This window comes from Thermogemmatispora sp. (assembly GCF_042408735.1).
Taxonomy (GTDB): Bacteria; Chloroflexota; Ktedonobacteria; order Ktedonobacterales; family Ktedonobacteraceae; genus Thermogemmatispora.
Genome location: NZ_JBHOQV010000089.1, coordinates 23,056 through 43,435 on the forward strand (window position 1 = coordinate 23,056; position 20,380 = coordinate 43,435).

The window sequence follows — 20,380 nt, forward strand, 5'->3', positions numbered from 1 at the left end:
ACAGGATTGCAGGGCGCACAGATGCGCACACATGAGCGGCATTGGTCGGGGAAGAGCGGCGGGGCTCGCGGACACCTGGTCACGGTCCATACAGCCGAACAACCAGCGTTCGCTGTTCAAAAAGTGTAACATACGAACGCGGCTTTTGGCAAGGGGAAACCCGTGAAGAAGGCAGGGGCCAGAGGCCGTGAGCACTGTAACAGTCGCTCACGGCCTCTACGCTCTGTCCAGCGAGCTGATCGCATGAGAACCGCCCTGTTCCCACACGCGGCCTGTCTCAGGAGTTCAGGAGGGCTACAAGGAAGGATATGGTTATCTGCTCGCGAAAGAAAAGATCGGCAACTAGAGCGGCAGCCAGACAGGTCAGGAACAGCGCCGGTCAGCCGGCAGCAGCCTCCAGCGGCGTCTCCCCTTGAACAGGAGCGACTGAGCCTTGACGGGCCGCACGAAGCTGATAGAGGAGGCCGGCCCCTCCCAGATGCAGGCCACCATCGATGTTAACACAGTGGCCCCCCGCATAGATCCAGGGATCGACGATTCTCCCGGCGGCCTGGCCAGTCAGAAAGCTGATGGGAGTGTGCCCATGCACAAGGCAGCGCCCCCCAAAGGAGCGCAGGAAGCGCTGTGCCATCTCCGTCCCCACAAACGGGTTGGCAAAGAGGCCCCGTGCCCCAAAGTCGTCCAGGGTTTCTTCCCAGGCCAGGGTATCGCTGTGCCTCAGCAGGCGAGCGAAGTAGGCGTTGACCTCCTCGAGCGTCCGACCATAGCGCAGATAGAGCGGGGCATCGGCATGAATGAGAAGGTGCTCGGCCACCAGAGCCATCGCCGGTAGCTGCATCAGCCAGTCTACATGGTGCTGGCGCAGAGCGGCCAGGTCGGCTCGCTGGCCTCCATTCTTGCGCCAGCGGGCCAGGAAGCTGCTGCCGAGACCAGTAGAGCGCCGGCCAAAGCGATAGGCCGCCAGCAGGAGCAACTCATGATTGCCCAGCAAGGCCTCGACTCGTCCTCCGGCTGCCGCCGCCTCCTGCTGCAAGCGCATGACGAATTCAACCACCGCAATACCATGTGGCCCTCGGTCAACAAAGTCGCCCAAAAACCAGAGCCTGGCCTGACCTCCACTCCAGCGCTGCTGACCATCGATTAGCCGGGCACGCTGCAGAAGCGTCAGCAGCTTCTTCAAATGGCCATGTACATCGCCGATAAGATAGATAGGAACCGCGATGGACCCAGACATAGCATCGCCCCCCTTTCGTCCCAAGAAACCATGAAGCGGGAACAACAAAAACAACAGTACGTCCAAAAGCCACTTTTGGCTATCTGATCCAGCAAAGATGGATATGAGATGTGGTGCTATCTACTTGCTTTAGCGTACTGAGTGGTGCAGAAACTGCACCAGAAATCCGAAGGCAATGATGGCGAGGGAGAGGGCGATAATGACGAGGGAGGCGATCAGAATCAGGCGTCCGGTTTGGCCGAGCTGGGCTGGGTCGGGTGTATAGGGCACTGGCTTAACTTCTTCCAGATTGCGCAGATCGTGGAGCAGCTCCTGCATGCTCTGATAGCGCTTCTGCGGGTCGCGGCGAATAGCGCGCATCACCACGGTCTCCAGCTCCGGCGAGAGCTGCGGATTGTACTTAAGAATCGAGGGCGGATCTTGCGAGACGTGCTGATTCATAATGGCGAAGACGTTCTCGCCCTCGAAAGGGGTACGACCACAGAGCATCTCATACAGGATGATGCCAACCGCGTAGATATCGGAGCGGGCGGTGCCACGCTCACCTTTGAGCTGCTCCGGCGACATGTAGTCGGGAGTTCCCACCGTGCTGGAGAGGCCACGCCAAGTCACGCGCCGCGCCCCTTCCAGCAGAGCGATGCCGAAATCAATGATCTTGACATCCCCGTTTTCCTGTATCAGGATGTTCTCGGGCTTAATGTCGCGGTGGAAAACCCCATGCTCATGGCAATAGGCCAGAGCCTCACAGATCTGAATGGCAATGCGCAGGGCCTCAGCAACCGGCAGGGGATCGGGAGCGCGCTCCTCAAGAATCTCGCGCAGAGAGCGACCTTTGATGTATTCCATCACGAGGTAGTCTTCAGAGCGCGGCTCATCTACATTCAGCAGCCGCTGCACGTAGGGATGATTGACACGATGGCCAACCTCCGCCTCGCGCTTGTAGCGCTCGAAGACGGCGATGTTGCCGATCAGCTCACTATTGGGGAATTTGAGGACGACCAGCTCCTGGTTGTGCAGGTCGCGGGCCAGATAGACGCGGTTCATACCGCCGTGGCCCAGCATGCGCACGATCTCATAGTGGTCGACGCGCGTCCCCGGTGGATAGACTCCTTGCATCGGCTCCGTACGCCTTTCCGCGAGATAGTCGCCAGTGCCAGTCTGTCTCTCTCCCCAGTGTAGCATAAAAGGATCGGCCTCGCCAGTCTTGGTCTTCCTCCCTGGCAACCCTCATCACCTCACCAGGGAGCCTGCCAGTGTCCTTCCTTGCCCCACTCCCTCTTCTCTTTCGCCCGGATTGGCTACGTCGTCAACAGCCCTTCTTCTCTCACCCACTTTCTGGTCCGTTTGCGTGTATGCGCGCCTGCCTGCGGAGGGTCGGGCTGGGCCGGCAGGATCAGCCAGAGAGCTTTCCACCGCGGCCGCTCCGTTGCCGCATCGCCGGTAGCCAGCACTCCCCGGCCTCCTGCTCGACCAGCTCTCATGACAGGAACAGGCAAACACACCAATGAGAGGAACAGTTTGCACAATGGCCGCCAGTCTGGCTCAGTCCTCTCCTCGACGAGAGCAGAGACCAGCTAGCTGCTTTCGCCTGAGAGGACCCCGGAGCCGGCACCGACCTTCAGCCCCAGCTTCTCCTTGTGGTCCTCCGGATAGAGAATCGGCTTACCTGTTACCAGCTTGCGAATGTAGAGGTAACCAAAGCCGATCACCAGCCAGGCCACAGCGAAGAGGGCAGCGATAATTGTGTTGAGCTGCGAGGCTCCCCCCGCCGTGATGGCATAGTAGAGCACGCCGACCAGCATCAGAATATTCATGAGCGCTCCCAGGACCGGCGCCACGATCGTCGAGAAGATGCTCCGTCCGGGGACGCCGCGGAAGGCGATCAGACAGATCAGACAGGTCATACCGTAGAGCAGGAAGGTGCCGATGTTCGAGATCAGCGTCACCTGGGTCAGGTTGTTCACGTTCAGCACACCGTATGACCCGACAAGCGCTGAAATGATCGTCAGGACAATCACACCAACGTGGGGTGTGCGGAAACGCCCATGGAGGAAGCCGAAGACTACAGGCAGCTCGGTATCCTTGCCCATCGCATAGGTCACGCGCACACCGGTGTTCAGACAGGAGAGCGAGGTGCCCAAGAGGGCGACCACCACGCTGGCCGCCAGCATCATGGCATAGGCCAGACCGTTGCCACCAAGGAGGCTATCGCCAATGATCCGCGCCAGGTCCCCAATGGGAGCCACAGAGCTGTTGGCCGCCGCGAAGCCGCTGCCACCGGCATTCTTGTACCCATCGTTGATCAGGAAGTTGGCAGCAAAGTATTCCAGGAAGTAGAAGATGACCGCCTGAATGACCAGGGAGAGAATGACTCCCCGCGGAATGTCGCGCGCCGGATTCTTGGCCTCCGCCGCCAGAGCCGTGGCCGACTCAAAGCCCACCACCAACAAGATGGCGATCGTCGACTGGAAGATCAGGCCTCCCAGATCGTGAGGCAAGACGACGCTCAGCGGGTTCGGATGCATGTAGTGCAGCTCAGGATGCTGGATACGGTAGACAATGGCCAGGATCGAGAAGCTGACCAGTGCAATGATCTGGATGGCGTTGATAATAATGTTCGCCAGCGTGGCACCAGTGACGCCAATATAGGCAATGGCTCCTACGATCAGGGCAAAGACAAGACAGACCAGCACCTCCTGCCAGGGCGCCCCAAAGCTGGGCACAAAGGTCTGGATGATGTAGGTGATGACCAGCCCCATGAAGGCTACCATGACGCCCGGATAGATCCAGTAGTACAGGTGCGAGGCCCAGCCCACAATGAATTTACTCAAGCGCGCGAACTTGAAGTGCCGGTGTTCCTCTTGCTGCAAGACCGCCGCCTCGGCAAAATAATAGGAGCTGCCGGGACCTGCTTCCGGGTAACGCCTGGCCAGGGTCGCATAGGCAATGGCGGTGAGCATGGCGATGGCCGTGGCAATGAAGACCGAAAACCACATGTTCATCGCCGAGGACGGCACCGCCTGGATCTGGTAGGTGGTCCAGAGAAAGGCGCCCGGCGCAATGAGCGCCATTGCGTTGATGGTGACACCCGTCAGCCCCAGGGTGGGCTGCATGCGCACCTCTCCACCGGTTTCTGTAGCCATGAGGAACCTCCTTTTCTAGCAGCGCAATCCCAGGAAGAAGTTGATGATGGCTGGCCTCATTACCACAGGACCTCGCCTCCGTGGCGCTCAACGGCGGAAAGAGCTTGCGGGCAATCACCGCTCGTTCGTCTCCTGCTCTTCCCCACGCTAGTAGTGTAGCGCCGCCCCCTCGCCGAAAAGTAGAGACAATCCATCAAAAAGTCTGCCGCGGGATTCATGCATTGTGCACAATCACGGGGAGCGTTTCTGCGGCTATACTTGACGATGTGGGGGCTTTTTGCTCTCCGCGACCTGGCCCGCTGCCGCGCGTAGCGACCAGGCCATTGTGCAAAAGACACAGACATCGGGGCACTGCCTCCGGCAGCCTCTTCGCTGTCGAGGCCCTGCTCTCGCACTGCCCTATTTGCTGGCTACGCTGTTGCTGTCGGAGAAGGGAGTTAGATTGCTCTATGCGGACTTTGACGCTTTCGATTTTGCCCGGCCAGTACGCCGTCTGCCGTCTCGATCCCAATGGCCCAATCCCCCACTGGGCCTTGATCGGCGATGAGTTCATCTCGCTCACTCGCACCCCCTACGAGCTGTCTGTGGTCTGCTGCGAAGAGAATGTTCCCCAGGAGGGCTACCAGGTCGAACGCGGCTGGAAGTGCCTGCGCGTCGATGGCCCTTTCGATTTCTCTGTGGCCGGCGTGCATGCCTCGCTGGCTATCCCACTCGCAGAAGCTAATATCAGTGTTTTGGCCATCGCTACCTATGAGACCGACCATATCCTGGTGAAGGCCGAAGACCTGGAGCGCACCAGACGAGTTCTGGAAGGAGCCGGCCACCGCTTCCGTACTTAGCTCGCCTTTCCCTCTGGCCTCCCCCTCCTTCCTCCTCCCCGGATCGCTCTCCTCTCCTACTCAATCCAAGGCCGCCTCCGCGCCCCAGCGGCCTTTCTTCTTCCACCTGGTAAAGTGGACTATACATCTTGACATTCTGTCCAGAGTGGGCTAGTATCTCCTTGGAAAGGTTTCGTCCGGTTATGCAGGCTCGCTGCGCGCGAGCAGAAAGTGACCGTCGGGTGGGCCTATGTCTGGCTATGATCCTTCCCTTGCTGGGGGCCAGAGCGAGGTGGCGCGCCTTCGTCGCCAGATCGAGGCTGAGTATCTTGCCATGCAGCGCGGCCTCTATGGCCTGGCCTTTGGCCGGGCGCGCCATCAGGTGATTGCCTTTCATTTGCGCCGTGCCGATCGGCTCGCCGCCCGGTTGGCAGGCTATGTCGGTGAAGCGATGGCGCTTCAAACCCTGTGCCAGCTCTACGATGAGGTGCTCAATCAGGAGGTGAGCGATGCCTTATCCTCTTCCCGCCCCTCCTCTTAACCGTGGGTCGCCTGGCCGCCCTGCGCAAGGCCGTGCTGGGTGCTTGTCTGACTTTGACGCTCTTTTCACCGCATGGCAGCGGCCTTCCTCTCTTATGCCTGTCCTTTTCTGTTTCCACCAATGCATGATGCAACAAAGGAGCAACGATGCAGCAGAGATTACCGCGTCCTATCGCTTTCGTCATCCTGTTGGCTGTGCTGGTCGCCGCGCTCTTTGGCGGCTGGCAGCTCTACCAGAGTCGGCCAGCGCAGGCCGCCGGCTTCCCGGCCCGCTACTTCGCTCCCTACGTTGACACGGGCCTCTATCCGACTTTTCCGCTGACGCAAACGGCTCAGCAGATCGGGGTAAAGTTCTACACGCTGGCCTTCATTATCAATGGTGGCGGAAGCTGCCAGGCCGAGTGGAATGGCACCACGCCCGTCAATCAGGGTTTCCTGCAGAGCGATATCAGCAATCTGCGCGCTTTGGGTGGGGATGTGATTGTCTCCTTCGGCGGCGCCAATGGTATTGAGCTGGCTCAGGCTTGCAGCAGTGTCAGTAGCCTGCAGGCGCAGTATCAGGCTGTGGTGACGAACTATCAGCTGACGCGTATCGATTTCGATATCGAGGGCGCGGCCATCGCTGACTCGGCTTCGGTCGATCGGCGTAATAAGGCCATTGCCGCTCTGCAGGCGGCCAACCCGGGCCTCTTTGTTTCCTATACGCTGCCGGTGATGCCCTCGGGTCTGACACAAGATGGGATCAACTTGCTGCAGAACGCCATTACGAACGGCGTGAATGTGGGCATGGTCAACATCATGGCGATGGATTACGGTAGCTCGGCCCCTCCCAATCAGATGGGTCAGAATGCCATCAGCGCCGCTCAAAGTACGTTTAATCAGCTCAAGAGCCTCTACCCCTCGAAGTCGAGCGCTCAGCTGTGGGCCATGATCGGGGTCACGCCCATGATTGGCCTCAACGATGTGTCGCCCGAGGTCTTTACGCTGCAGGACGCCCAGCAGCTTCTGAGCTTTGCCCAACAGAACGGCCTGGGGGAGCTGTCCATGTGGTCGGCCGGCCGTGACCAGTCCTGCCCCAACAATGGCGCCTACGTCTCACCAACCTGCAGCGGTATCCAGCAGCAGCCCTTCGATTTTTCGAAGCTTTTTAACCAGTTTACTGGAGGCAGCGTCTCGAATCCGACCCCTACTCCAACAAGGCCACCAGCTACACCCACTCCTACCCCTGGCCGGACACCGACCCCAACAGCGACGCCTTCCCCAACGCCAGGCGGGGGGAATCTGGTGGCCAACCCCGGCTTTGAAAGCGGCTCGCTGGCTCCCTGGAGCTGCGATGCGGGCGACCGCGTGGTGACCTCTCCGGTCCATAGCGGCTCCTATGCTCTGCAGTTGACGCCCAGCAATTCGACCACTGGTCAGTGCACGCAGACGATCAGCGTGCAGCCGAATCATACGTATACGTTGAGCGCCTATGTGAACGGTCCGTACGCCTATCTGGGTATCAGCAGCGGAGCCAGCAACTGGACGAGCAGCACAAGCTATACTTTGCTGTCGGTCTCCTTTACGACTGGGGCCTCGACGACCAGCGTGACGATCTACGTCCACGGCTGGTACGCCCAGGGCCCGGTCTACGTTGATGATGTGGCGCTGCGCTAGCCAGCTTATTGCTTGGCTGGCTGGCTTTGCGACCGGCCTTCAGTCGGTTCTGAGCTGAGCAGGCACCAGGCAGGCAATGATCTGACTGTCCCGCCTTCCTGGCGCCTCTCTTTCTCTCCGGCCTGCCGCTGGGGCCGACTTCCGAAGTCGTCTTTCCTGGTTGCAGGCCGTTTCTCCCCCGCATGGTTCCTCCTTCGTTGGTCAGCCTCAGCCAGCCCGGCAAGGTCAGGAGCTGGACGACTGGTCCCGGCTGATATCTGCAGAGAAGCACGACTATTCGGGTGGTGTTGTGCTACAATTGCTAGTGACGGCGCAATGATGAGCCTCCCACAAGGACCGTCGATCGCACCACTGATGAGGGCTTTTGCAACGTCGATCGCCTGATCGTCTATCTGCCCGGAATTTCCATCTGGACAAGGGATTGTCGCCTGGCCCGGCTACCAACCCGGGCAGCGTTGTCGCATTAGCAAGCAAGCAACAGAAAGCTGGGCAGGATGTTTGGGGCAGCCAGGAGCCGGCCAGGACAGGATCAGCTGCTACTCCGATGGTAGAGCAGGGCTTTGGATCTAGCGCTTGGAAAAGGATACTTCTCTATGTCTGAACAGGAACGCCGTCAGGAGAAAGATGCTCCCTTGCGTCGGGATATTCGTATGCTCGGCGATGCGCTGGGACGGGCCATTCAGCAGTATGGGGGCAGTGAGGTGTTCGAGACGGTCGAGCACCTCCGCCGCAGCTGCAAGCGTCTGCGCGACTATGCTGAGCAATTGGCTCACGCGGAGGGAGCGGAAGCGGAACAGTTGCAGCGCGAGATTGAGGCATTGGATGCCGAGATCATGCGGGTCGTGGAAGGCTGCGATCTGCGCATGGCTATCGATGTGATCCGCGCCTTCACGATCTACTTTCACCTTGTCAATACGGCGGAGCAGTATCACCGCATTCGACGACGCCGCGAGCACGAGAACAGCCCGGAGCCGACCCCACAACGCGGCTCGCTTGCTGCCCTGATGCGCTTCTTCGAGCAGCACGGGGTAGACCGTGAGTCGCTGCGCGCCCTTTTGCAGCGCCTCTCGATCGAGCTGGTCTTCACGGCCCATCCGACCGAAGCGACGCGCCGCACGCTGATCATTAAGTCGCGCCAGGTGGCTGATCTGCTGGACGCCTACGACCGCGAGTATGGTCATCTGCTCGGTCGCCCTCAACGTCCCTGGCCACGCCAGCGTGAGCTGGAGAGCACGATCGCGTTGCTCTGGCGCACCGATGCTGTTCGCCATGTGCGCCCGCAGCCGCTGGACGAGGTGAAGATGGGCATCTACTACCTGGATGAGATTATCTATGAGGCGCTGCCTGAACTCTATGAGGAGTTCGAGCAGCTGCTGGAGCGACACTATCCCGATCTCGATCTGCGCGTACCTCCTTTCTTGCGCATCGGCTCGTGGATCGGCGGCGATCAGGATGGCAATCCCAACGTTGGCCCAGAGACCCTTCTGCAAGCTCTACGCTTGCAACGGGCCAGCTTGCTGACCCACTATCGCCGCTCGATCGAGTCTCTGGCCCGCGAGTATTCGCAGTCGATTAATTACAGCACAGTGACCGAGGAGCTGCGCCGCTCGATCGAGGAGGATGCTGCCCGTCTGCCAGACTATGATCGCGAGCTGGGCGAGCAGACTCGCCTGGAGCCTTACCGCCGCAAGCTGTCGTTTATGTGGAAGCGCCTGGGGGCCACCCTGGCGACCATGGCCCCCGCCCAGGCCGAGGAGGCCGGCGAAGCGGCCTCGGCCTCGCAGCAGACGGTGGCCTATCGCTCGGCGGAGGAGCTGCTGGCCGATCTGCGCCTGGTTTACGCGAGCCTGCTGGCCGACGGCGAGCGCGAGGTGGCCAACGGCGCTTTGGCTCGTTTGATCCGCCAGGTAGAGCTGTTTGGCTTCCATTTCGCAGCCCTCGATGTGCGCCAGCACAGCGAGCGCCATGCGCAGGCCCTCTCAGAGCTGTTGCGCGTGACTGGTCTGGCAGCAACTCTGGCCTCCGCTTCTGGGGCCGAGGGTCTGACCTCCAAGGACTATCTGGACATGAACGAGGAGGAGCGGCTCCAGTTGCTGGAACTCCTGCTGCGCGATCCGCGCGTGTTGCCACGACGCGGCCTTCAGCTGAGCCGGGAAACGGCGACGGTGCTGGGCACTTTCGAGGCCATCCGCCAGGCGCGGGAGGAGTTCGGTTCCCGCGCGGTGACCTGCTACATCATCAGTATGGCGCGCACACTCAGTGACCTGCTCGAGGTGCAGTTCTTCTGCAAGGAGGCGGGTATCAGTGGCCTGCCGATCGTCCCCCTGTTTGAGACGATCGCCGATCTGCGCGGCTGCGCCGCCATCATGGAGAGGGCTTTCCGCTGCCCGCTCTATCGGCAGTGGGTCGCCAGTCATGGCGATGAGCAACAGATCATGCTCGGGTACTCGGATAGCAGCAAGGATGGCGGGATGCTGACCTCGGGCTGGGAGCTGTATCAGGCGCAGCAGCGCCTGGCTGCGCTTGGAGAGCGCTATGGCGTCGGGATCACGATCTTTCATGGGCGCGGCGGAGCCATCGGGCGCGGCGGCGGCCCTATCTACGAGGCCATCCTGGGCCAGCCTCCGGGCACGGTCAACGGGCGTATCCGCATTACGGAGCAGGGCGAGATGCTTTCCTTTAAGTATGGGCTGCACGAGATCGCCTTGCGCAACATGGAGCTGGTGGTCACCGGCGTTATTGAGTCAAGCCTCCCCCAGGCTCAGCGCTGCGAAGAGTCACCGCGCTGGGTCCAGATCATGGACCGCCTCTCGTTGAGCGCCTACCAGCGCTACCGCCGCCTGATTTACGAGGACCGCGAGTTCTTGACCTTCTTCGAGCAGGCGACGCCGATTCTTGAACTCGGCTGGCTCAATATCGGCTCGCGCCCCGTACGTCGCACGAGCGGACGCAATATCGAAGAGCTGCGCGCTATCCCCTGGGTCTTCTCCTGGATGCAAAGCCGCTATGTACTGCCAAGCTGGTACGGCATCGGGGGAGCCATCGAGGAGTTTGTGCGCGCCGAGCCGGAGGGCCTGCGAGAGCTTCAGGAGATGTATCGCTCCTGGCCATTCATGCGGGCCTTTCTCGATAATCTGCAGATGACGCTCTCAAAAGCAGATATGCATATTGCTCGCCATTATGCCACTCTGGTCGCCGACGAGGAGCTGCGCCAGCGTATCTCTGCGGAGATCGATGCGGAGTATGAGCGAACGCGCAGTTGGCTGCTGCGCATTGTGGGAGGCAAGGCTCTGCTCGATAACTCGCCGGTTCTGCAACGCTCAATTCGCCTGCGCAATCCCTATGTGGACCCACTGAGCTACTTCCAGGTGGTGCTTTTGCGCCGCCTGCGCGCCCTGGGCGGTCCGCTAGACCTGAGCAAGGCCGAGCAACAGGAGGCCGGCGAGCAAGAACGCGAGCGGGCACGTCTGACCTATGCTGTCCTGTTGACCATCAACGGCATCGCGGCAGGTCTGCGCAATACTGGCTAATCTGCCAGCGGCCCCTCCCGAGGTTTGGGCCAGGGAGGCGTGGCTCGGCATCGGGCAGATCAGCCGCGCGAGGGATAGGGTAAGCAAGGAGCGGTCCCATCCCTCGCTTTTTTGCTCTGGTGAGCTGCACGCAACGGCTGGCTCCCCGTCGGCAGGGAGTTAGACATGCGGAAGGACGGTTTCAGCAAAGTCACGCAGGCCCTCGATGTCATCAAGATAGAACCACTGCAGCATCAGTTCCTGAACGCCGGCTTCGCCGTAGCGCCTGATCTGCTCAATGGCCATCTCGGGTGTGCCGACGATGCAGCGATTCTGAGCCAGCACCCGCTCCAGAATCTCTTGCGAGGAGAGAGGGGCATAGCTGGGATCATAGTGGCGCCACCAGTCGAGACGCTGATAGAGATCCTCGCGCGTGCGTCCGAAGAAGAGCGAGGTCATCATCGTGCGCTGCACGCTTGTGGGTGGACGCCCTCTTTCCTGCAATAGCTGATCAAGCCAGGCCGACAGGTCGCGGAACTGCTCGGGGGAGAGAAAGCCAGCGTTCCAGATGTCGGCATAGCGCGCCGCCAGCGGCAAGGTGCGTTTGCGCCCACCTCCGCCGATCATGATGGGTGGCCCGCCCGGTCGCTGTGGGCGGGGCAGGAGCCGCGCCTCACGGAGCTGATAGAAGCTGCCGCTGAAGGTGACTGGTTCCTCGGAGCGCAGCAGGAGGGTAATGACCTCCAGCGCCTCGGCAAAGCGCGCCATGCGCGTGCGCATATCTCCCAGGTCTAGCCCGAACATGGCGTGCTCGCGCTCCTGCCACCCAGCCCCGACGCCAAAGATGAAGCGTCCCCCGCTCAGATCGTCGAGGGCAATAGCCTGGCGCGCCAACATCACGGGATGGTGAAAGGAGACCGGCGAGACGAGTGGGCCAAAATGAAGGCGCCGGGTATGGTCGGCGGCATAGGCCAGCGAGACAACGGTTTCCAGGGCCTCACGGTCGGGGGGTACGGGATCGGTAAAGTGGTCGGAACGGAAGAGGCCGGCATAGCCCAGCCCTTCGATGGCCTCAACCAGACGCCGCCAACGGGGCCAGGTCAGGCCCGTCTGTCCCTCTATCTGAATGGAAATAGCGACCATCGTGCAATAGTTCTCCCTCCTGACTGAGCTGAGCGTGAGCTGCCTTGCTTGCGGCAGAGCAGAGCAAGGCGCCCTCTGACAAGCAACGGCACCCTCTCCGCCCTTTACCAGTATGACACACCGACCAGAACAGGCACAAGGGAGGGAGAGGGCAGCCGCCCGCCAGCAATCTTCACTTACTTACTGGGGTTGACGGCTCCGCAGAGCGTATGGTATCTTCAGAAAAAAGAAATGCCCGCCAGACAGAGCGTTGATCGTGGCAGGCATGCTTTTTTTCACTAGCAGCAAGAGACTATTTTCCTGGCAGAGGCGAACTTCTCCTGCCAGGATCGGCGATTAGGCCACAGAAGCAACAAGCGAATAAGAGCCTGCTGATAGCTGTCCCGCGTTGAGCGAACGTAGTACAGAGAAAGCGGCCTACAGCGATCCGATGGTTGGTGAGAGTTCGGAAGGAAGCGCCCTCTGGAACGCCTTCGTGAGCGGCTGGCCGAAGAAAGTTCGCGACGCGCTCGCACCAGGTTGAAAGGTTCTCTATGCCGGCAGGAAAACCGGGGAGCGCAGAGCGGGCAAGTAGGATCAGGTGGGTGGTTCCCACGCAGCGCAATAACCGCAAAGAGTGGTCACCGTGCATGCTCTTCACAGCGGCGTGAGCGGCATCCAGCAGGAGAGGTCTGGTCTCCTCTCTCCGGCGCTATGCAGCGGCTGGTGACAATAAGGGTGGCACCACGGGTGTAGGTGCAGGCGAGTCCTTAAGCCTGTCTCGCCTTCTTCCTACTCTCGTCCCTTCGGGTTTCCAGGAGAGGAAGGGGCGAGAGTTTTTTGATACCTGCTCGCTCCTTCCTGACACGTCTTCCTTAGACCTTGAAGGAGGGTTGCACGATGACGACCAACAGTCAGGAACAGCAGAGCAAGCAGAGTGCCCTCGCAGTTGCCCTGCAGAAGATCGATGCGGTGGAGGTCCCCCAGGGGAAGAGCATCGCCCTCGCCTACTCCGGCGGCCTTGACTCCTCGCTCTGCGTCAAGCTCTCCCAGATCAAGTACAAGGCGCGGGCCTTGTACGCCATCAATGTCGATGTCGGCCAGGGAAAAGATGAGATTGAGATGGCGGTTAAACGCGCGGTCGAGCTGGGCATACAGCCGATTACGATCGACGCTAAGAAGGAGTTCACCGGGCAGTGGCTGACAAAAGCCATCCAGGCCAACTCGGACTACAACGGCTACCCCGTCTCAACCTCAATGACGCGCCAGTTGATCGCGGCGAAGGTAGCACAGAAGGCCCTGGAACTGGGCTGCGATGCCTTGATGGAGGGTTCCAGCGGCAAGGGCAACGACCAGTACCGCATGCATAACGTCTTTAGCCTCTTCGCCCCCGGTCTCTCGATCTTCGTGCCAGTGCGCGACTTTGATCTGACGCGCAGCGAGGAAGGGCTGCTGATGGAACATTACGGCGTCCCTATTGAGGAGATCATCGTCGGCGGCGACGATAAGACGATGTGGTGCCGCTCGATCGCTAGCGGCGGCATCGATCTGGATACCGAGCTGCCCGATTCAATCTGGATGTGGCTGATACCTCCTCATAAGGCGCCCGACAAGCCGACAACGATTACGCTGACCTGGCGCAATGGCCTGCCAGTTGCTCTGGACGGCCATGAGATGCCGCTCGATGAGATGATCGAGACGCTGAACGCCCTCGGAGGCGCCAATGGAATCGGCAAGATCGACATCTTCGAGGATGGTATCATGGGGCTGAAGTCGCGTGAGATCTACGAGGCGCCCGCGGCGACGATCTTGCTCAAGGTCCATCGCGACTTGGAGCAGTTTTGTCTGACCAAGGAGGAGATCCAGCTCAAGCGGCCTCTGGATGCCTACTGGGCCCGCATGGTCTACCACGGCGAGTGGTTCCACCCCCTCAAGCAGGCTATCGATGCCTTTATTGCCGAAACTCAGAAGGTGGTGAACGGCGAATATACGCTCCAGCTCTATAAGGGGAACATCGATATTGTGGCACGCAAGGCGGAGGGCGGCCTCTTCTTCCCCGATGTGCGCTCCATCAAGAGCGCCAGCTTCAATCAGAAGGAGTGCGCCGCCGTGGCCCACATTCGCGGCCTCCCCTATGAGCTGATCGCGCGCCGCAATCAGAATCTGGGGCTTAGCCCGGTAGAAGAGGTCTGACCAATGCCTAAACTCTGGCAGAAAAGCTACCGCTTGAATGAGCAGGTCGAGCGCTTCGAGGCGGCCCAGAATAGCGTGCTCGATGCTCGCCTGGTGCGCCACGATGTCTGGGGGTCGCTGGCACACGCGGCCATGCTCACCAGGATTGGGGTGCTGACGGAGGAGGAGCACAGGGTCTTGAAAGAGGCCCTGTGTGACATCCTCCATTTGGCGGCAACGGGACAGTTTACGATTGCTCCTGGCGATGAGGATGTCCATACGCGCGTTGAGAACTATCTGTCCGAGGTGGCCGGGGCCGCTGGTAAGAAGATCCATATGGCCCGCTCGCGCAACGACCAGGTGCTGGTCGATCTGCGCCTCTATGCGAAGGAGCAACTGCACGGGATTGCCGGCGCTCTGCTGACGCTGGTGGAAACGCTCTGGCGCTTCGCCGACGCCCATGCCGATGTGCCAATGCCCGGCTATACCCACATGCAGCGGGCAATGCTCTCGTCGGTGGGCCTGTGGGCCGGAGCCTTCGCCGAGGCTCTGCTCGACGACGAACAGCTGCTGAGCGCCGCCTATGGCCTGAACGATCAGTCGCCGCTTGGCTCCGCCGCCGGCTACGGTGTTCCCATCGCCATCGACCGCCAGTACACCGCTGAGCTGCTCGGTTTCGCCCGCGTGCAGAATAACGTGGTCTATGTCCAGAATAGCCGCGGCAAGGTGGAGGCGGCCATCGTCCAGGCACTGGCCCAGGTGATGCTGGATCTGAGCAAGCTGGCCCAGGATATCTTGCTGTTCACAACAGCAGAATACGGCTTCTTCCACGTGCCCCAGGAGCTATGCACGGGCAGTAGCATTATGCCTCAGAAGCGCAACCTGGGCGTGATGGAGCTGGTGCGCGCCCGCGCGCAGACGGTGCTGGCTTTTCAGCAGCAGATCCTGGCGATTGTCACCGGTCTCCCCTCGGGCTACAATATGGATTATCAGGAGACCAAGCGCCCTTTTATGGAAGCTCTGGACGTGGTGCGCGAGTGCCTGGAGATCTCTACGCTGGTGATGGGGTCGCTAGAGGTCAATACCGAGCGCCTGGTCGCCGCCTGCACCTTCGAACTCTTCGCCGCCGATCGCGCCTACGAGTTGACCCGCACAGCTAACCTGCCGTTCCGCGACGCCTATCGGATTGTTGGGGCCGAGGTGACTGCCCAGCTTGATCGGCAGGAGCCGCTGCCGACTGAGAGCCGCGAGCAGCTCGTCGAGCGCCTGAAGAAGCGTAGCCATCTTGGTGGCGCCGGCAATCTCGGCCTGGAGCAGGTTGGCCAGCGGCTGGCAGCCGCCAGAACAGCCTGGCAGGAGCGCGCCGCCGCTTTCGAGACAGCAATCCAGCGCCTGACAGGTCGGGCACAGGATGAGCAGCGCGACCAGGATAGCCCCGCTTCGGCGCAGGGCGGGATTGAGTCTGACTAAGTGAGCATGGGGAGGCTTAAGCTGATGGCTACTGCGGTTCTCGCCTATTCCGGCGGTCTGGATACGTCTGTGGCGATCCGCTGGATTAAGGAGAAGTATGATCTGGATGTGATCGCGCTGACCATCGATGTCGGCAACGATCGCGATTTGCAAAGCATTGCCCGCCGGGCGGAGCAGATTGGGGCGGTGAAGGCGATTGTGGTCGATGCGCGGGCCGACTTTGTGCGCTATTTTGTCTGGCCAGCCCTACAGGCCGGCGCCATCTATGAGGGCCAGTATCCTCTGGCCACCGCTCTGGCCCGTCCTTTAATTGCGCGCCTGTTGGTAGAGGTGGCTCGCGCCGAGGGAGCAGTGGCCGTGGCTCACGGCTGCACCGGCAAGGGCAACGATCAGGTGCGCTTCGATGTCTCGATCGCTACCCTGGCCCCCGATCTGAAGATTATTGCGCCTGTGCGCGAGTGGAGCATGACGCGCGACAGCGAAATCGCCTATGCCGCTGAGCACAATATTCCGATTCCAGTGACGAACGCTAGCCCCTATTCGATCGATCAGAATCTGTGGGGCCGCAGCATTGAGTGTGGCGCACTGGAAGATCCCTGGGAAGAGCCACCGGAGGACGTCTATGCCTGGACCACCAGCCCCTGGCTCTTTGGACGTCCGGGTGGCCCACCTATTCCAGAGCCGACCTATATCGAGCTGACTTTCGAGCGCGGCATTCCGGTGGCTCTCAACGGCGAGGAGATCGATGGGGTGGCCTTGATCGAGACGCTCAATCCTTTGGCCGGCAAGTATGGGATCGGCCGCATCGACCACGTCGAGAATCGTCTGGTGGGGATTAAGTCGCGCGAGATCTACGAGGCGCCCGCCGCGGTGGTGCTGCACGCCGCTCATAAGGCGCTGGAGAGCCTGACGCTCAGTCGCGATCAGCTTCGCTTTAAGGAGCTGGTCTCCGCCGAATATGCGCGCCTGATCTATAACGGACAGTGGTATAGTGCTCTGCATCAGGACCTGGCGGCTTACGTGCAGAGCACACAGCGCTTTGTGAGTGGCAAGGTGCGTGTGAAGCTGGCTCCAGGCCAGTTTGCTGTGGTCGGTCGCCAGTCTGAGCATTCGCTCTATAGCCATAGCCTGGCAACCTACGATACGGGTGACCAGTTCGATCATAACGCCGCTGTGGGCTTCATTAAGCTGTGGGGGCTGCCTCTGCAGACTCAGGCCCAGGCTCAGCTTTTACCTTCACTCGGCATCGAGGGGAACCTGCTGAAAGGGGTTGAGGGCAACCTCCTGGAGAAGGGACCTGCTTACTCCCACTCCAGCGCTCTTTCTTCGGAGGCAGAGAGCTAAGCCCCCAAGAGAGCCGGCGCGGTCAGGAACAGCGCAGCGCTCCTGGCCGCGCTGCTCAGGCTGTACCCTCTACCCGGCCGGCGAGCAGGGCAAAAGGTGAGGTCAAGGGGCGCCGAGGGCCGCCCGAACGCCGGGGACCACCTCGGCGGCGAAGCGCTGGATTTGCCGCAGGCGATCTTCCGCCGGCCAGTAGATAAAGGTATCTAGCCCTACCTCGCGCACCAGGCGCGTCAGTTCGGCAATCCAGTCGCGGACACCGCCACGGAAGACGCCGCGCTCCCAGCCAGAGCCGCCGGCGGTGATCAGGCCCATGACGTTGTAGATGCGGCGAATGGCCTGCGGCGAGCGCCCTGCCTGCTGGGCCGCTGCGTCAATCTGGCGTTGCATGGCGGGTAGCTGCTCAGGAGGGGCATAGGTACTGCTGGGGATCCAACCGTCGGCCAGGCGTCCAGTGAGACGCAGCATGCGCGGACGATAGGCTCCTAGCCAGATGCCGATCGCATGGGCAGGACGCGGTCCCGGGCGTGTCCCCCGAGCGCTGTAGTAGCGTCCCTCAAAGCGCAGGCTGCTCTCGCCGCTCCAGAAGCGACGTATGAGCTGCACCGCTTCCTCAAGGGCGGCAACCGCCTCGCCAGCGTTGCGCCTTGGCCCTCCCATAGCGACAATGCCCTCGGCAAAGGCGCCTGTGCCTAGCCCCAGCTCGATGCGACCGCCGCTGAGGAGATCGAGGGTGGCCGCAGCTTTGGCCAGCATCAAGGGAGGACGCAGCGGCAGGTTGGCAACGTTGGGGAAGAAGCGCACGCGCTGGGTGGCCTGTGCCAGAGCGGCAATCAGGGTCCAGGTCTCCAGAAAGCCCGCATTGTAAGGATGATCCTGAATGCCGATGAGGTCGAGGCCGGCCTCTTCGACGGCGCGCGTTAGTTCCAGAGGCCAGCGCGGGTCGTCCGCCGTAGGGTCAACGTTGGCTCCGAAGAGGATAGGAAGGCGTGCCCTCTCAGGCGTTTCCATTGCTTGCACCTCGCTCACTTGTTGCTGTGTTTGTGCTTGCTTGCTCAGCAGGTTCGCCCCGATCAGCAAGCACTCACCCTCACCGGATCCCGCCCGCTTACGATGCTCCCTGCTCTGCCACTCGTCTCCATTTCACCAGCCTCGCTTAGGCGGCGCCAGTTCCGAGACGAAAGCGAGGTAGTACCTGTCGTGCAAGCAGCTCGACTGTCTGGAGATCCTCTAGCTCCCAGCTTCCTAGCATAAAGGTGGTGATCCCCAGATCAAGGTAAGCCTGGATCTGCTCAGCAATCTGCTCCGGAGTGCCAAGCAGTCCCCTGCCCTGGAGCCTGTCGGCCTCCTCCCTGGAGGACCGGCAGATACAGCGCCCGAACCAGCTCCGTGCAATCTGGCTGGGGTCGCGCCCGAGCTGACGGCAGGCGTCCTCAAAGGTCGCAAGTCGTTCGCGGTAGGCTTCGGGCCTGATCCAGGCAGCGTTCCAGCCGTCGGCATAGCGGGCCACGATGCGCAGCATACGCGTACCCAGACCACCGACGATAACGGGAGGGAGAGGCTCCGGCTTTGGTTCGCAATAGGCCCCCTGAACACGATAATGGTTCCCCTCAAAGGTCACTTGCTCCTCGCTCCAGAGAGCCTTAACAATCTGTAGGGTCTCCGCAAGCTGGTCCGTGCGGGCCCGCGGCTCCGGGAAGGGATAGTTGTAGGCACGATATTCCTCCTCGTGCCAGCCTGCGCCGATGCCCAATAGGAAGCGCCCCCCGCTCAGATACTGTAAGGTGGCTCCCATCTTGGCCAGAAGAGCCGGATTACGAAAGGACTGGCAAAGGACCATGTGGCCAATGCGGTATTGGGGGTAAAGAGCAGCCAGATAGGTCAGAGCCGTCCAGCCCTCCAGTACCGGTGAGCGGCCAAACTGCAGGTGATCGGTGAACCAGAGCGAGTCGATGTACTCGCCCACCAGAGCGATCTGCTGTCGGGAGATCTCAAGGAAGCGCTCTGCTGCCATGCCGGGCGTCGGTCCGGCGTTGAGTACCCAGCCAAAGTGTACCTCTGTTGTCATAGCTTAGCTGGCCTTCACTCTCGTACTGGTTGTTGCCTTCATTGTACCCCCGCGGTACAACCCTGGCAAGGCGAGGCAGGTCCGCCCCCAGAAGACTATTCCCCTAAAGGGGCCGCCAGATGGGGCAAGCGCAGGAAGACTTCTGCCTCTGCTCTTCAGGTTGCAGGCTAGCGAAAGTCCTTCTTGAGTAACAGGGCTGCATAGGATATAGTATTGTGGAATATCATCGCCGGACTTCGTACCTTTATGACCTATTCAGCTCGGATACTTGTACAATTCATTTGTAGGAGGAAAAGACCACTGCTCCCTGCTCTGTCACATGAGGACTTGACAACGGGTCTGGCTTCTCGCCCCCTTGCTCCCAAGGTCAAGGCCCGCTGGCTGCCAGAGCGCGACAGCTCTCACGTCAACGGCATGATGCCGCTCATCACCGCACCCCCAAAGCGCATCATCCCTCCCGCGCAGTCCGCCGCACCAGGCACCAGCCCTCTGCCCTCTCGGACGGCGCTCCTTGCGGCAACTCCCTTCGCCGCTCCCCCTGGCCCAACCAGCCAGGCGCTCACGCCCCAGACTGTCCGCTCTCCCCACCGAGGCGCCCGCCTCGGTCTGCCCTCCCACCAGGCCGGCCGCCTCGAACAACCAGCCCCTGCTCCCGACCAGGCAGCCCTGCCCTGGCTCACGACCCCTGCCCAACAGCGCCGCCAGCACCTCACCACGCCACCCCCTCAAGGGCTGGCCAGGGCTCCCTCGCTCAGATCTCCACCCGTGCAGGCTCCTCCCCGCCAGCGGGACGCCGCCTCCCAGCACGAGCTGCGGCTGAGCCCTGGCCCCCTGAGCGAGCGCTTCCGCATCCCCTCGCAGGGCGAGGCCCCCCACACCACCTTCCTTGGTCACGGGGCCACGATTGGCAACGCCCCCCGGGACGCTGACCGGTCCGCGCACCAGGTCTCCCCGCTGGCGGCTGTGCAGATCCAGGGGGCTGACCCGACCCCGGTGCAGCGCAGAGCGGTGGGAGGCATGGAGGTAAGAACACTCTCCCTGGCGGGGACCTCCACCTCGACGGGCCAGGCCAGCGTTCATGCAGGAAACCGCCTCAGAGAGCCTGTCGATCATCCTGCTCGCCTCAGGACAGGCTTGCAGAAGAAAGGCCCTCGTGGCGCAAGACCACGCGTGAGGCCCATTGGGCCACCCCAGCGACGGGGGAAGCTGCCAGCGCCTCCGGCCAGCCCTGCAGGCGCTGCCTGGCTGGGAAGACCCTCCCGCTCTCGGCAAGCGCCCAAAGCGCCAGCAAGGCAGGCGGAAGCCGC

14 protein-coding genes are annotated in these 20,380 nt (G+C 61.4%); 7 read left to right on the plus strand and 7 right to left on the minus strand.

Going from position 1 to position 20,380, the window contains the following annotated elements:
• Nucleotides 1–379: 379 nt before the first annotated feature.
• From ACFMO7_RS07045 to ACFMO7_RS07055, 3 genes are all read right to left on the minus strand, one after another.
• Entirely contained in the window at nt 380–1,234 is an 855-nt protein-coding gene (locus ACFMO7_RS07045; RefSeq protein ID WP_376794815.1) for a metallophosphoesterase, read from the minus strand.
• Nucleotides 1,235–1,363: 129 nt separating this feature from the next.
• Nucleotides 1,364–2,350, minus strand: coding sequence for a serine/threonine protein kinase (locus ACFMO7_RS07050; protein ID WP_376794816.1), 987 nt, complete (start codon nt 2,348–2,350; stop codon nt 1,364–1,366).
• 458 nt (nt 2,351–2,808) lie between these two features.
• Nucleotides 2,809–4,377: an APC family permease gene (locus tag ACFMO7_RS07055; RefSeq protein ID WP_376794817.1), complete on the minus strand. Its 1,569-nt coding sequence runs from the start codon at nt 4,375–4,377 to the stop codon at nt 2,809–2,811.
• A gap of 449 nt (nt 4,378–4,826) precedes the next feature.
• Here ACFMO7_RS07055 and ACFMO7_RS07060 point away from each other — a divergent pair, with 449 nt between their 5' ends.
• From ACFMO7_RS07060 to ppc, 4 genes are all read left to right on the plus strand, one after another.
• Nucleotides 4,827–5,216, plus strand: coding sequence for an ACT domain-containing protein (locus ACFMO7_RS07060; RefSeq protein WP_376794818.1), 390 nt, complete (start codon nt 4,827–4,829; stop codon nt 5,214–5,216).
• Between the two features lie 229 nt (nt 5,217–5,445).
• Nucleotides 5,446–5,736: a hypothetical protein gene (locus ACFMO7_RS07065; RefSeq protein WP_376794819.1), complete on the plus strand. Its 291-nt coding sequence runs from the start codon at nt 5,446–5,448 to the stop codon at nt 5,734–5,736.
• A 146-nt stretch (nt 5,737–5,882) separates the two neighbouring features.
• Nucleotides 5,883–7,391 carry a carbohydrate binding domain-containing protein gene (locus ACFMO7_RS07070; protein WP_376794820.1) on the plus strand — a complete coding sequence of 503 codons (1,509 nt, stop codon included), beginning with the start codon at nt 5,883–5,885 and terminating at the stop codon, nt 7,389–7,391.
• A gap of 593 nt (nt 7,392–7,984) precedes the next feature.
• Nucleotides 7,985–10,921: a phosphoenolpyruvate carboxylase gene (gene ppc / locus ACFMO7_RS07075; RefSeq protein ID WP_376794821.1), complete on the plus strand. Its 2,937-nt coding sequence runs from the start codon at nt 7,985–7,987 to the stop codon at nt 10,919–10,921.
• 159 nt (nt 10,922–11,080) lie between these two features.
• Here ppc and ACFMO7_RS07080 read toward each other — a convergent pair whose 3' ends face one another.
• Entirely contained in the window at nt 11,081–12,043 is a 963-nt protein-coding gene (locus ACFMO7_RS07080) for a TIGR03560 family F420-dependent LLM class oxidoreductase (protein WP_376794822.1), read from the minus strand.
• Between the two features lie 879 nt (nt 12,044–12,922).
• On the opposite strand from ACFMO7_RS07080, the gene argG reads away from it, so the two are divergent.
• The 3 genes from argG to ACFMO7_RS07095 are packed head-to-tail and all read left to right on the plus strand — an operon-like array spanning nt 12,923 to nt 17,008.
• Complete coding sequence (gene argG, locus ACFMO7_RS07085) at nt 12,923–14,215, plus strand: argininosuccinate synthase (RefSeq protein WP_376794823.1); 1,293 nt, start codon at nt 12,923–12,925, stop codon at nt 14,213–14,215.
• A gap of 3 nt (nt 14,216–14,218) precedes the next feature.
• Nucleotides 14,219–15,664 (plus strand): argininosuccinate lyase, encoded by a 1,446-nt coding sequence (gene argH / locus ACFMO7_RS07090; RefSeq protein ID WP_376794824.1) that lies wholly within the window; start codon nt 14,219–14,221, stop codon nt 15,662–15,664.
• A gap of 21 nt (nt 15,665–15,685) precedes the next feature.
• Nucleotides 15,686–17,008: an argininosuccinate synthase gene (locus tag ACFMO7_RS07095; protein ID WP_376794828.1), complete on the plus strand. Its 1,323-nt coding sequence runs from the start codon at nt 15,686–15,688 to the stop codon at nt 17,006–17,008.
• Nucleotides 17,009–17,110: 102 nt separating this feature from the next.
• On the opposite strand, the gene ACFMO7_RS07100 is transcribed toward ACFMO7_RS07095, so the two are convergent.
• From ACFMO7_RS07100 to ACFMO7_RS07110, 3 genes are all read right to left on the minus strand, one after another.
• Nucleotides 17,111–18,016 (minus strand): LLM class flavin-dependent oxidoreductase, encoded by a 906-nt coding sequence (locus tag ACFMO7_RS07100; RefSeq protein WP_376794825.1) that lies wholly within the window; start codon nt 18,014–18,016, stop codon nt 17,111–17,113.
• 145 nt (nt 18,017–18,161) lie between these two features.
• Nucleotides 18,162–19,073 carry an LLM class flavin-dependent oxidoreductase gene (locus ACFMO7_RS07105; protein WP_376794826.1) on the minus strand — a complete coding sequence of 304 codons (912 nt, stop codon included), beginning with the start codon at nt 19,071–19,073 and terminating at the stop codon, nt 18,162–18,164.
• A 1,123-nt stretch (nt 19,074–20,196) separates the two neighbouring features.
• A partial coding sequence (locus tag ACFMO7_RS07110) for a hypothetical protein (protein ID WP_376794827.1) occupies nt 20,197–20,380 on the minus strand: 184 nt, incomplete at its 5' end.

Excerpts from the sequence above, each read along its gene's own strand:
- ACFMO7_RS07045 (WP_376794815.1), bottom strand. The coding sequence starts at position 1,234 with ATGTCTGGGTCCATCGCGGTTCCTATCTATCTTATCGGCGATGTACAT.
- ACFMO7_RS07105 (WP_376794826.1), bottom strand. The coding sequence starts at position 19,073 with ATGACAACAGAGGTACACTTTGGCTGGGTACTCAACGCCGGACCGACG.
- ACFMO7_RS07100 (WP_376794825.1), bottom strand. The coding sequence starts at position 18,016 with ATGGAAACGCCTGAGAGGGCACGCCTTCCTATCCTCTTCGGAGCCAAC.
- ACFMO7_RS07050 (WP_376794816.1), bottom strand. The coding sequence starts at position 2,350 with ATGCAAGGAGTCTATCCACCGGGGACGCGCGTCGACCACTATGAGATC.
- argG (WP_376794823.1), top strand. The coding sequence starts at position 12,923 with ATGACGACCAACAGTCAGGAACAGCAGAGCAAGCAGAGTGCCCTCGCA.
- argH (WP_376794824.1), top strand. The coding sequence starts at position 14,219 with ATGCCTAAACTCTGGCAGAAAAGCTACCGCTTGAATGAGCAGGTCGAG.
- ACFMO7_RS07065 (WP_376794819.1), top strand. The coding sequence starts at position 5,446 with ATGTCTGGCTATGATCCTTCCCTTGCTGGGGGCCAGAGCGAGGTGGCG.
- ppc (WP_376794821.1), top strand. The coding sequence starts at position 7,985 with ATGTCTGAACAGGAACGCCGTCAGGAGAAAGATGCTCCCTTGCGTCGG.
- ACFMO7_RS07055 (WP_376794817.1), bottom strand. The coding sequence starts at position 4,377 with ATGGCTACAGAAACCGGTGGAGAGGTGCGCATGCAGCCCACCCTGGGG.
- ACFMO7_RS07080 (WP_376794822.1), bottom strand. The coding sequence starts at position 12,043 with ATGGTCGCTATTTCCATTCAGATAGAGGGACAGACGGGCCTGACCTGG.
- ACFMO7_RS07070 (WP_376794820.1), top strand. The coding sequence starts at position 5,883 with ATGCAGCAGAGATTACCGCGTCCTATCGCTTTCGTCATCCTGTTGGCT.
- ACFMO7_RS07060 (WP_376794818.1), top strand. The coding sequence starts at position 4,827 with ATGCGGACTTTGACGCTTTCGATTTTGCCCGGCCAGTACGCCGTCTGC.